The 12,006-nt window shown below is 40.8% G+C and carries 9 protein-coding genes, 5 pseudogenes and 1 riboswitch; of the genes and pseudogenes, 8 read left to right on the top strand and 6 right to left on the bottom strand.

What is annotated here, in order from left to right:
- From SD31_RS13740 to SD31_RS19570, 4 genes and pseudogenes are all read right to left on the bottom strand, one after another.
- A pseudogene (locus SD31_RS13740) lies at positions 1-766 on the bottom strand (5-methyltetrahydropteroyltriglutamate--homocysteine S-methyltransferase); the annotation flags it as partial.
- Between the two features lie 68 nt (positions 767-834).
- Positions 835-937: riboswitch (SAM riboswitch) on the bottom strand.
- A gap of 215 nt (positions 938-1,152) precedes the next feature.
- Positions 1,153-1,840: pseudogene (locus SD31_RS13735) on the bottom strand (response regulator transcription factor).
- A gap of 11 nt (positions 1,841-1,851) precedes the next feature.
- Complete coding sequence (locus SD31_RS13730; RefSeq protein ID WP_231561675.1) at positions 1,852-3,240, bottom strand: sensor histidine kinase; 1,389 nt, start codon at positions 3,238-3,240, stop codon at positions 1,852-1,854.
- Positions 3,241-3,379: 139 nt separating this feature from the next.
- Entirely contained in the window at positions 3,380-3,706 is a 327-nt protein-coding gene (locus SD31_RS19570; protein ID WP_231561673.1) for a hypothetical protein, read from the bottom strand.
- Positions 3,707-3,824: 118 nt separating this feature from the next.
- Between SD31_RS19570 and SD31_RS13725 the strand changes: the two genes are divergently transcribed.
- The 3 genes from SD31_RS13725 to SD31_RS13715 are packed head-to-tail and all read left to right on the top strand — an operon-like array spanning position 3,825 to position 4,651.
- Entirely contained in the window at positions 3,825-4,130 is a 306-nt protein-coding gene (locus tag SD31_RS13725) for a hypothetical protein (RefSeq protein ID WP_039054540.1), read from the top strand.
- A gap of 46 nt (positions 4,131-4,176) precedes the next feature.
- Entirely contained in the window at positions 4,177-4,350 is a 174-nt protein-coding gene (locus SD31_RS13720) for a thioredoxin family protein (RefSeq protein WP_197053733.1), read from the top strand.
- A gap of 10 nt (positions 4,351-4,360) precedes the next feature.
- Positions 4,361-4,651 carry a hypothetical protein gene (locus SD31_RS13715; protein ID WP_039054538.1) on the top strand — a complete coding sequence of 97 codons (291 nt, stop codon included), beginning with the start codon at positions 4,361-4,363 and terminating at the stop codon, positions 4,649-4,651.
- Between the two features lie 66 nt (positions 4,652-4,717).
- Here the strand turns inward: SD31_RS13715 and pyk are convergent, their stop codons facing one another.
- Positions 4,718-6,148 (bottom strand): pyruvate kinase, encoded by a 1,431-nt coding sequence (gene pyk / locus SD31_RS13710; RefSeq protein ID WP_039054537.1) that lies wholly within the window; start codon positions 6,146-6,148, stop codon positions 4,718-4,720.
- A gap of 128 nt (positions 6,149-6,276) precedes the next feature.
- Entirely contained in the window at positions 6,277-6,777 is a 501-nt protein-coding gene (locus tag SD31_RS13705) for an IPExxxVDY family protein (protein WP_039054536.1), read from the bottom strand.
- Between the two features lie 265 nt (positions 6,778-7,042).
- Here SD31_RS13705 and SD31_RS13700 point away from each other — a divergent pair, with 265 nt between their 5' ends.
- The 5 genes and pseudogenes from SD31_RS13700 (at position 7,043) to pdhA (ending at position 11,986) form a co-directional block, all read left to right on the top strand.
- On the top strand, positions 7,043-7,279 hold the full coding sequence (locus tag SD31_RS13700; RefSeq protein ID WP_039054535.1) for an acyl carrier protein: 237 nt from the start codon (positions 7,043-7,045) through the stop codon (positions 7,277-7,279).
- Between the two features lie 28 nt (positions 7,280-7,307).
- Positions 7,308-8,562: pseudogene (gene fabF, locus SD31_RS13695) on the top strand (beta-ketoacyl-ACP synthase II).
- Between the two features lie 87 nt (positions 8,563-8,649).
- Complete coding sequence (rnc, locus tag SD31_RS13690; RefSeq protein ID WP_410528273.1) at positions 8,650-9,372, top strand: ribonuclease III; 723 nt, start codon at positions 8,650-8,652, stop codon at positions 9,370-9,372.
- A gap of 59 nt (positions 9,373-9,431) precedes the next feature.
- Positions 9,432-10,813 (top strand): annotated as a pseudogene (gene hisS / locus SD31_RS13685) (histidine--tRNA ligase).
- Between the two features lie 175 nt (positions 10,814-10,988).
- Positions 10,989-11,986, top strand: a pseudogene (gene pdhA / locus SD31_RS13680) (pyruvate dehydrogenase (acetyl-transferring) E1 component subunit alpha).
- Positions 11,987-12,006: the final 20 nt, after the last annotated feature.

Below are 12,006 nucleotides of genomic sequence, written 5' to 3'. Positions count from 1 at the left end.
TGTCTCTTAGTGCTTCGAAGTAGGTGGTAGCAATCAATTTAGCTCCTTTGGCGGCGGTGTTCAGCTTTTTGAAAACCTCAGGATATAAAGCTTTAACTTTTTCCGAAAGATCCAAAGCCAAATAAGGTTCGTCAATTTGGATATACTGCGCTCCTGCATCGGCCAATTTACCAAGAATTTCTTCATAAACAGGCAACAATCTGTCGATAAGGTCGATACGGTCGAAGCCAGCTTCTTTCTCTTTTCCTAACAACAAGAAGGTGATAGGACCAATGATTACAGGTTTAGTTTCAATGCCTAAGGCTTTAGCTTCGTTATATTCGTTTAAGAACTTTTGGGAGCTTAATTTGAATGTTTGGTCTTTGGTAAATTCAGGAACAATATAGTGATAGTTGGTGTCAAACCATTTGGTCATTTCCGAGGCGGTAACGTCAATTCCATTTTCTTGGAAACCGCGGGCTATAGCAAAGTAAAGGTCCAAGCTATAGTTGCTGTCCAGCTTATCCAACAAAGAGTTGTAACGCGCCGGAATAGCACCAACAGTAAGAGATAGGTCTAAAACCTGATCGTAGAAAGAGAAATCATTGGAAGGAATTAAATCTATACCTGCTTCTTTTTGAGTTCTCCAATTGTTTTCACGTATAGATTTAGCTACTTGTTGTAATTCCTCTGCATTGATTTTTTTGGCCCAATAAGCTTCATTAGCCTTTTTCAATTCACGGAAAGGGCCTACACGTGGGTAGCCTAAATTGTTTGTTAGTAACATAAAATTGTTGAAATTAAATTGTTTCTTAAATCCTTTGCTAAGAGAAGGCCACTCGGATTAGTGAACTCAGCTTATCTTTCCCATCATTAGTAGGTAGAATGTAGCACCTTGTCAAGAGACAGGTTGCTAAGGCTTCTTCGGGTCTAGTCCCTCAGCCTTTCTCTATAAGCGTGGCTAAAATAGATATTTTTCTAAGAGTTTCAAAATTTTTTTCCTAAGAGGAATATTTTGTTTTACTGAAATTTATGAAAATCAATAAACATATATATCATCCAAAGATGAATATTCGTTGTGTCCGTGATTTGAGAAATTAATAAATTAATATTCTATAAAATAAAGGCCTGAAACATATGTTTCAGGCCTTTATTTTATGAAATAAATTTTAATTAGCTTACCAATAATTTGTATCCTCTTCCGTGCACGTTGACGATTTCGACGTTTGGATCCTGTTTCAGGTATTTACGTAACTTGCTGAGGAAAACGTCCATACTTCTTCCGGTGAAGTAGTTGTCATCGTGCCATATTTTTTTAAGTGCTTCTTCGCGTGTGAGTACGTCGTTTTTTTTTCAGACATAATAAACGAAGGAGCTCAGCTTCTTTGGTAGACAACTTTTGTTGCTGGCCTTTGTAAGTGATAACCTGGCTGGTATAATCGAAGAAGTAGTCTCCAATTTCGAATTTGTCGGCCAGCTCTTCCTCTTTGTCTTTAGAAGCTCTTTTCAGCAAGGCGTTGATGCGAAGTAGCAGTTCTTCCACACGGAAAGGCTTGGTGATATAATCGTCACCACCAAGTTCAAATGCTTCGGTCTTATCTTCCATCATACTTTTTGCCGTAGCGAAAATAATCGGAATGTTTTCATTTACCTTGCGGATTTCTTTGCCTAGCGTGAATCCATCTTTTTTGGGCATCATCACATCAAAGATGCATAAATCGAACTCCTCCTTACGGAAAGCTTCCAAGGCTTGATCGCCGTCTTCGACGAGGACAACCTCAAACTTTCCTTTTAGTTCTAAGTAATCTTTCAGCAATTCTCCTAGGTTAGGATCATCTTCTGCTAATAATATCTTTTGCATAACTTTCTTCTTTATTCTAGATTTTTAAGGCTTTTTTTCAAAGGCATACTGATTTCGAATGTCGTGCCTTTATCCTTTTCGCTTTTTACTGTAATCTTGCCGTCGAGCCGTTTTATGATGTCATGAACATAACTCAATCCTAAGCCGAAACCTTTTACGTTATGTACGTTTCCCGTAGGTATTCTGTAAAATTGGTCAAAGATCTTTTCCTGTTGATCTTTTGTCATTCCCATTCCCTTGTCCGATACGGCTACAACAATCTTGCCGTTTGTGTTGTATGTCTTAACCGTAATGTCAGGGTTGTTCGGGCTATATTTGATAGCGTTGTCAACTAAGTTAAACATTACGTTGGACAGATGCAATTCGTCGCCAATCACCAAATCATCGGTTGCATTAAGCTCTTTGTGTAGTGTTCCCTTAGCTTTGTTGAGCTGTAAGGTCATACTTTCCAACACGTCATCGATGACGTTGTTGAGATGCACGTCAGTAAGTTCTATTTTAAGGTTTTCTTTCTCGAGTTTAGCGATATTCAATACGCGTTCGATATGGTTGCCTAGGCGTACATTTTCATCGTAGATGATATTTGCCAACTTGTTGACGCGCTTAGCGTCAGACGATATCTCCGGATCGCGCAGGGATTCGCTGGCAATCATGATTGTCGCTACCGGTGTCTTGAACTCATGCGTCATGTTGTTGATGAAGTCCGTCTTCATCTCGGAGATTTTCTTCTGACGGAAGATAATACGCAGCGTGTAGGCAAAACAACCGACGAGCAAGGCTAGAAGAGCTAAAGTAGGTAACAGCAGATAGCTGATATTTTTGGCAATGATATTCCGTTTGTTGGGAAAATAAATGGACAGTCTTCCTTTTGAGTTAGTTCGGTCACCTTTAAACAGTTCGGTGGTGTAGCGTGTAAGCTTTTCCGGATGTTTTAAGGTGCTAGGGTCCGAAGTTTGATAAATAAGGCGATAGTTGTCCCTAACTTCTATGTTGAAGGGGGAGTGTATTTCACGTGAGGAGAGTTCCTGTTGTATAAGTTGCCGCAAATGTTTGGTATTAACCCGGTGTTCGAGAGGTCTATTGGCCAGCTGCACACCGATGGCCACATCTTCTACGAGGTTGGCCTTCTTTCCACTAAGCACTGCTACGGTGTCAAAGAGGGTAGTGGCGTTGGATTCTGCAAGTAGCTCTTGGTTGATGTTGTCCAGCTCCATGAGCAGCTTGTTGATTTTTTGTGTGATTTTCACATCCTCCTTAGGAGGAAGAGTTGCAATGCGATACCACGTGATAAGTCCCGTAAGGTCGAAGTCCGATATCACGTAACGTACGGAGTCATCCTTTGCTGGTACGCGGGGTACGGCACGACTGGCACTTACCACCACATAGGTGTTGGCAAGCATGGTGCCGGCGATAGGTTCCTGTTCGATACGTATCTGTATGTATTTGCGATTTTGGGGTATGTTGAAATAGGTTTCGTAAAACCAGTTTTCTATGGGTGTGACGTTAGGGTAGCGTGACTTGAGATCTTCATCGGCATCCTTAAACTTTTGGTAGGTAGCATGCTGTTTCAGCCGCAGTTGGTCTATCTGCTGTTGGATCTTGACCTGCTGCTGCCAATTTTTGTTGCTTCTTCTGTTCGGCTATGTATTTTTCTTGATTGACTTTGGATTGGGTTTTGGCAAAATCCAAAACTTCCAACTTTTCAATTTCTGAAGCTACTTTCGCTAGAGAAGTGTTTACCTTTTCGTCAAACAACTGTGACTCTTGGATATAGGCTTCGCGGATAAAATAATATTGCATGGCCATTACTCCCAAGAGAGCAAAGGTCATCAGAAAGATGATCAGCGAAATACTTTTTTTCTTCATTTATACAAAAATAACCAAAGCCAGCCTCTTAATTGTCTCATTTAACAGATTTTAACTTGTGAAGGAGACCTTGTTTTGTGTAAATTTATTTAATCAATGAACTTTAATTGAGGTCTTTATGAAGGCATATGTAATACTTTTTGTTTTTTGTGGTCTTTCAATAAATATAATAAAGGCTCAGAACATTTCCGAGAAATTCAACGATATAAAGGGTTTTGTATTGCCGGATTCGTTGGTGCAGGGGATTAAAAAGACTTATGATATTAGCATTGCCATTCCTAATGGATATATTGCTCAGCCATATCATTACACTATGCCTATCAAGAAGTTGAGTGGTTGCGGACTAGCTCCCATGCCGGGAACAGAACATTTAGATAGGTTCGAAAATTTGAAATTAGCCCTTCGAAAAAGGAAAAGAAAATAACGATTAGAAAATAGAATTATGAAAAAATTACCTGTTGTTTTTTTTCGTGCTGGTGCTTGTGTCCAATGTTGCTTTAGGACAGACCGCCGATCAACTTTTAGTTAAAGCAAAGTCTGAAGCAAAAGCGGAAGGCAAGAACATTTTGTTGATTTTTCATGCTTCTTGGTGCGGATGGTGCAAGAAGTTTGAGAAAGGGTTGGACTCTTCCTTAGTTTTTTGATGATAATTATGTGCGTGTACATTTCACGGTTAAGGAGTCGGCGCAAAACAAAGATTTGGAAACTGTAGGAGGAGACAAGTATTTAAAACAATTTGGGGGTGCCGACAGTGGTCTTCCGTATTGGGTGATACTGAATGATGAAGGAGAATTAATTGCTTCTTCGGTAGTGGAAGGTGGAAATCTCGGGTGTCCTGCTTCAGAGGAAGAGGTGGACGCTTTTATTGGTGTTTTGAAGAAAACAACAAAAAATGCTTCCGTTAATGAGCGTCTTATCAAGGAAGTTTTTGTAATAAAAAAATAGATGACCTATATAATGAAGGTATAAGGTAAAAAGAAAGGCGAGATTTCTCTCGCCTTGTTGTTACTGTTATTGTAAAACTGTGACTCTTATCGTATTTGTTTTTCCTTTGTGGTGCAGAGGGGTAGAGGCTGTGTTGATGACAATTTCTCCCGGCTCTACCAAGTGGTTTTCTATCAATAAGCCGTTCACATCTTGGATTGTTCCTTCAGCGTCTTCATACTTTTTGTAGATGAAAGAACGTACGCCCCACACTAAGCTCAATTGGTTCAACAACTTTTGGTTGCCGGTGAACACAAAGATGTTAGCATTCGGACGGTAGCTAGAGATTTCGAAGGCTGTGTATCCCGAAGCAGTCATTACTGCGATAGCGGATGCTTTGGTTTTCTCTGCCAAGAAGATGGAAGATCCACAGATGGCGTCCGAAAGAAAAGTTTCTTCTGTAGAGGAATCCTCTTTTGCGATATAATAAGGGTATGATGTCGATTCGATATGGGTAATGACTTTGGTCATCGTTTCGATAACGATCTCAGGGAATTCACCTACTGAGGTTTCGCCGCTCAACATTACGGCGTCGGCACCGTCCAATACCGAGTTAGCTACGTCGTTGATTTCAGCGCGAGTAGGGCGAGGTGTTGTAATCATGCTTTCTAACATTTGTGTAGCGATGATTACCGGCTTAGACTGGTTGCGGCATTTTTGCACGATTATTTTCTGTAAGCCAGGAACTTCTTCCATAGGAAGCTCTACTCCTAAGTCTCCACGAGCTACCATGACAGCGTCTGTTGCTGCGATGATGGCGTCGATATTTTCTATAGCTTCCGGCTTTTCGATTTTTGCTATGACTTTAGCGTGGCTGCCTTTAGCTGCTATGATTTCTTTACATTGTTTGATGTCTTCTGCCGAGCGGACGAAAGACATGGCAATCCAATCAGCACCATGTTCTAACGCAAAGTTAAGATTGTCCAAATCTTCTTCTGTCAAGGAAGGGATGGATACTTTGGTATTAGGGAGGTTTACCCCTTTTCGGGAGGTAAGGATACCGCCATGCACCACTTCACATGTTACGGTGTCTTTATGGTTGGTTGCCAGTACGCGAAGTTGAATTTTTCCGTCGTCGAGTAGGATGATTTCGTTTTCTTTGACGTCGTTAGGGAAGTTTTCGTAGGTGATGTATATTTTGTTTTCGTCTCCGATAAGCTCGTGTGTAGTCATTTCTATTTTAGCACCATTTACTAGGATGGCTCCTCCTTCCTTCATTTTGCCGATTCGGATTTTAGGGCCTTGTAGGTCGGCTAGGATAGCTACGTTGAAGGAATGTTCGGCATTGATTTCTTTTATGGTGTTGATTACTTTAAGATGATCTTCTTGCGAGCCGTGTGAGAAGTTAAGTCTACAAACATCCACACCTTTGGCGATCATTCGAGTTAATACATCTTTCTGTGAGGAGGCAGGACCTAGTGTTGCTACTATTTTCGTTTTTTTCTGAACTTTCTTCATCTGAGTAATTTCTTAAAATATTTAAACAAACTTCCCCTTATCGGATTGTGGATGATAAGGAACCATTTAGGTTAGTGATTGACTACTTATCAAACAAGGTGTAAAATGTACACTTTGCAAATAATCCGCTAAAATATTAGATTTTCTTTAGATTTCAATGAAGTTGGGTCAATTTCTTTTACCAACAGGATGTCATTGATGGCTTTTAGGTTGCTGATAAGCTTTTCGAGATCTTCCGGATCTATGTAATGTTTAATCAGCATGAAGTAGTCAAAATTGGCTACTTCCGGTATTAGAACGCCATTTTCCAAGCTTTTATTGTTGATAAGGTAATATTCATAGTCGAAATTATCGGCACAATAGCGGTATACCGGAAAATGGTGGATAACTTCTTTCTTGCTTTTCGTGCGTTCGACGATGATATGATAGTCCAGCTCATCTGTGGACTTGGTCTTCGGCCTTCCCGTGTGATCGATATGGGATTCTTTGCCGAACTGTAGTTGAAGTCCGGTGTTTTTGTTTATAAAATGACAAAGTCTATAATCGCGCAGAGAAGAGCTGATGCCAATAAGGTTGAAATCTAGCTCTAAATCAAAGTCGAGATCTAGTTTGAAAGTTACTTTGTTCAAAATCGTAGTCAATATTTATTACGAAAATACAATTTATTCGCTTTAAAGAGGAATTTATGGGATGTAAAAATCAAATTTTTCTTGTAAATCCATGTACGAATTAGTATTATTGAATAAGAATATTCTTATGCTAGTGAATGCATTTTATAGTGTTTGAAAACATTTTAAGTGGTTTATTTTTAAACCTAAATATCAAAAAGGTTTGATATTTGAGTAAATTTATTTTTCTTTGCACAGATTTATTAAACAATTAAACTATACAATCATGTCAGATATCGCATCAAGAGTAAAAGCAATTATCGTTGAAAAGTTAGGTGTAGATGAGAATGAAGTAACACCTGAAGCTTCTTTCACGAATGATTTAGGTGCAGACTCACTTGATACAGTTGAGTTGATCATGGAATTTGAAAAAGAGTTTAACGTTGCAATTCCAGATGACCAAGCTGAAAACATCAGCACAGTTGGTGAGGCAATAGCTTATTTAGAAAAAAACGTTAACTAAACTAATTTTATTAGGCCAAACATAATAAATGGAGCTTAAGAGAGTAGTTGTAACAGGATTAGGCGCACTTACACCAATTGGTAATACGGTTTCGGAATATTGGGAGTCGTTGGTCAATGGTGTAAGTGGGGCCGCTCCTATTACGCATTTTGATGCGTCTAAATTCAAAACACAATTCGCTTGTGAGGTGAAGAACTTCGATCCGCACGACTTTATGGATCGCAAGGAAGCCCGCAAGGTAGATCCATTTGTTCATTACGCTATTGCTTCTACTGACGAGGCTGTAAAGGATGCTGGGTTAGAATTTGACAAATTAGACAGAAATCGTATAGGTGTCATTTGGGGTTCGGGTATTGGAGGTTTGACTACTTTCACTGATGAGGTAGCTTCTTTTGCCAAAGGTGATGGTACTCCTCGTTTCAATCCGTTCTTCATCCCGAAGATGCTTGTAGATATTGCACCTGGACACATTTCTATGCGTCATGGATTGCGTGGGCCTAACTTCTCTGCTGTTTCGGCGTGTGCTTCTTCCACTAATGCGATGATCGATGCGTTCAACTATATCCGTATGGGTAAGGCTGACATCATCATCACAGGAGGTTCGGAAGCTACGATCAACGAGGCAGGAATCGGAGGTTTCAACGCTATGCATGCGCTTTCAACACGTAATGATGATCCAAAGACCGCCTCGCGTCCTTTTGATAAGGACCGTGACGGATTCGTATCAGGTGAAGGGTCGGGCGCCATTATTTTGGAGAGCCTTGACCACGCTTTGGCACGTGGTGCTAAGATCTATGCTGAGATCGTCGGTGGTGGTATGAGTGCTGATGCGCATCATATTACAGCATCGCATCCGGAAGGCTTAGGAGCTAAGCTGGCTATGACTATGGCTGTCAAAGACGCCGGATTGGATTTCTCGGATATAGACTACATTAACGTGCATGGTACATCTACTCCGGTAGGTGATATCAGTGAAACTAAGGCTATTGTCGATTTATTTGGCGAGCACGCTTATAAATTGAACAATTAGCTCAACAAAATCAATGACAGGTCACTTGTTAGGTGCTGCAGGCGCTGTAGAAGCTATAGCATCTATCTTAGCTGTAAAAAATGATATTGTACCTCCTACAATCAATCACTTTACAGATGACCCTGAAATTGACAATAGGTTGAATTTTACATTCAATACAGCTCAGAAACGTGTTGTGAATGCTGCCTTAAGCAATACATTCGGCTTTGGCGGTCATAATGCAACCGTAATCTTCAAGAAATACGTTGGGTAGTATTGGAATGATATAAGAAACAAAATAGGTAGTTTATGACATATAAACTACCTATTTGTTCTTAATTCTCAGTAGAAATAAATGTCCTTGCAGATTTATAAGTTATACTTTTCGCGTAACAAAGCTTATTATAAAAAGCTGAAAAATATTCTTGGCTTTGTGCCGGGAAATGTGAAACTGTATCAGATGGCTTTTCGCCATAAATCTGTCGCGGTACAAATAAAAGACGGAGTAAAAAACAGCAACGAAAGGCTCGAGTTCCTTGGAGACGCAGTGCTGGGATCCGTGATTGCCGAGCTGCTCTTCAAACTTTATCCTTACAAGGGGGAAGGCTTTCTGACGGAGATGCGCTCCAAAATAGTTTCTCGTGAGAATCTCAACAAACTATCCAAAAAACTGGGGTTTGACCAGCTTATCCAATACGATGCACGTATGATATCCTATGCTTCCAAACAAGGATCATTGCTTGGCGATGCATTTGAGGCAGTGATAGGTGCAATATATCTAGATAAGGGTTATCGGTTTACCAAAGAGTTTCTCCTGACCCGTATCATTGAGCCGCATGTGGATATACAGACGTTGGAGGTTACGGAATCCAACTTCAAGAGCAGGCTTATAGAGTGGTGCCAGCAAGAGGGTAAGGAGGTGGCTTTCAACCAGGTGGATAACCCAGAGGGAGAATCATCCAAGATGTTCAGCATTGAGGTGGTGGTAGATGGAGAAGTATGTGGTATAGGTCGCGATTTCAATAAGAAAAGCGCTGAGAAGCTTGCCGCTGAGAAAGCCTGTGAATACCTGAAGATTCTCTAATATCCTTTTCAAGCAACTTTATCCGTATTTTTTCCTGTCCGTTTTCTTACCTTTGCACTATGGCAGCAATTAAACCATCATTAGCAAAGGGAACGCGTGATTTTTCTCCTGCCGAAATGGAGAAAAGGAACTATATCTTCAACACCCTTAAGAAAGTTTTTAAGAAATACGGTTATAACGAAATCCAAACTCCTTCGTTCGAAAATCTGTCTACTTTGACCGGAAAATACGGTGACGAAGGAGATAAGCTTATTTTCAAGATCCTGAATTCGGGAGATTATCTTGCTAAAGTAGATGAGACACTGTTGGCTGAGCGCAACTCAAACAAGCTCATCCCGCAGATATCGGAGAAAGCATTGCGTTACGACCTGACCGTTCCGTTTGCGAGGTATGTTGTCATGCATCAAAATGAGATCACTTTGCCGTTCAAGCGCTTTCAGATACAACCGGTATGGCGTGCGGATCGTCCGCAGCGCGGTCGCTACCGTGAATTCTATCAATGTGATGTGGATGTGGTAGGCTCCGAAAGCTTATTGAATGAGGCGGAGTTTATCATGATTTATCACGAAGCGCTTAAAGCTTTAGGCTTGAAAGATTTTACTATAAAAATCAAACAATCCGTAAAATCCTAAGTGGAATAGCGGAAATCATTGGCAAGCCGGAGCTTATCGTGGATATGACCGTAGCTATAGATAAGCTGGACAAAATAGGTATCGACGGGGTAAACAAGGAGCTGATAGAGCATGGCTTTACCGAAGAGGATATCAGGACGTTGAAACCTATCATTGAACTTTCCGGAAGCAATACAGAAAAGCTTGAGCAGCTGAAGACAGTGTTGGCTGCTTCTCAAACGGGTCTGAAAGGGATTCAGGAAATAGAAGAAGTTTTCGGCTATGTGTCGGCTCTTGCTGAGGAGGAAACATTGGCGAAGTATGTGGAGGTGGATATTACGCTAGCACGTGGGCTGAACTATTATACGGGCTGTATCTTCGAGGTGAAGACCAATGAGGTGGCGATGGGAAGTATTGGTGGAGGTGGTCGTTACGATGACCTTACAGGAATGTTTGGCCTTAAAGGGCTTACAGGTGTAGGGGTGTCTTTCGGTGCCGACCGTATCTATGACGTGTTGGAAGAACTAAATCTATATCCTTCTTCTAATTCGACGAGCACCAAAGTGCTTATCGTCAACTTCGATAAGACGTTGGAGTCTTTTACCTTGCCTCTGTTGGCGGCTTTACGCAAAGAAGATATTGCTGCCGAGCTATATCCTACAGCAGCTAAACTCAAAAAGCAGATGAGTTATGCTGATGCCAAACAAATTCCTTATGTTCTGTTGATTGGAGATGAAGAAAAAGAATCAGGACAGCTTAGCCTTAAGGATATGGCTTCGGGAGAGCAAGTGCGCCTTACCCGTGAAGAATTAATAGAGCGATTGAAATAATTGCAGTTTGTCTGTCGGAGTATAGGCTTTAATTTTTATTATTATTTAAAAGAGACTTTCATTTTTTTATTCATTTATGAACAAAAATTACATCATTTCGCGGAGTGAAAGTGTCATAAATGTGGATATAAATTATTAGATTTGTAGTCGGTTAAGTAAGAAACAATACTTTAAAATGAGTTCAACACCTATAACAAAAGAAACATATCTAGAGTGGTATAAATCAATGCTACTCATGCGCAAATTTGAGGAAAAAGCAGGTCAGCTTTATGGACAACAAAAAATCCGTGGTTTCTGTCACCTTTACATCGGTCAAGAGGCTGTTGTAGCAGGTACGGTATCAGCGACAAGGCCTACGGACACTTTCATTACCTCTTACCGCGATCACGCCCATGCCTTGGCAAAAGGTGTGTCGGCAAATGCTTGTATGGCCGAATTGTACGGTAAGATTACTGGTTGTTCAAAAGGTAAAGGTGGCTCTATGCACTTTTTCTCTAAAGAGCATGGTATGATGGGGGGACATGGTATTGTAGGTGGTCAGATTCCGTTAGGTGCTGGTATAGCTTTTGCAGAGAAATATTTAGGTACTGACAATGTAAATATCTGTTTCATGGGCGATGGTGCTGTGCGCCAAGGAGCTCTTAATGAAACCTTCAACATGGCGATGTTATGGAAATTGCCTGTTGTTTTTATCTGTGAGAACAACGGTTACGCTATGGGTACATCCGTACAGCGTACTACTAATATGATAGATAATCTTTCAAAATCGGTTTAGGTTTTGATATGCCTTGTGCTCCGGTTGACGGTATGGATCCGGTGGCGGTTCATAATGCGGTGGATGAAGCCGTACAAAGAGCGCGTGCCGGCGAAGGTCCTACATTCTTGGAGATTCGTACCTACCGCTACAAAGGCCACTCAATGTCTGACCCTGCGAAGTATCGTACAAAAGAAGAGTTGGAAGAGTACAAAGGCAAAGATCCTTTGATCACTACTAAAGCAGCTATCTTAGAGAACAAGTATGCTGATGAAGCATGGTTTGCAGAAGTAGAGGCTGAAGTGAAACGTGTGATCGACGAGTCTGTGAAATTTGCTGAAGAGTCTCCATATCCTACGGTAGACGAGTTGTACAAAGATATCTATGTGCAAGAAGACTATCCGTTTGTAATGGACTAATTCAATAGTATATTCACAAA

Origin of the sequence: Sphingobacterium sp. T2 (assembly GCF_000814685.1) — a bacterium.
GTDB lineage: Bacteria > Bacteroidota > Bacteroidia > Sphingobacteriales > Sphingobacteriaceae > Sphingobacterium > Sphingobacterium thermophilum.
This window is presented reverse-complemented; position numbering and strand designations above follow the sequence as displayed.

Excerpts from the sequence above, each read along its gene's own strand:
- SD31_RS13730 (WP_231561675.1), bottom strand. The coding sequence starts at position 3,240 with ATGCTTGCCAACACCTATGTGGTGGTAAGTGCCAGTCGTGCCGTACCC.
- SD31_RS19570 (WP_231561673.1), bottom strand. The coding sequence starts at position 3,706 with ATGAAGAAAAAAAGTATTTCGCTGATCATCTTTCTGATGACCTTTGCT.
- SD31_RS13725 (WP_039054540.1), top strand. The coding sequence starts at position 3,825 with ATGAAGGCATATGTAATACTTTTTGTTTTTTGTGGTCTTTCAATAAAT.
- pyk (WP_039054537.1), bottom strand. The coding sequence starts at position 6,148 with ATGAAGAAAGTTCAGAAAAAAACGAAAATAGTAGCAACACTAGGTCCT.
- SD31_RS13700 (WP_039054535.1), top strand. The coding sequence starts at position 7,043 with ATGTCAGATATCGCATCAAGAGTAAAAGCAATTATCGTTGAAAAGTTA.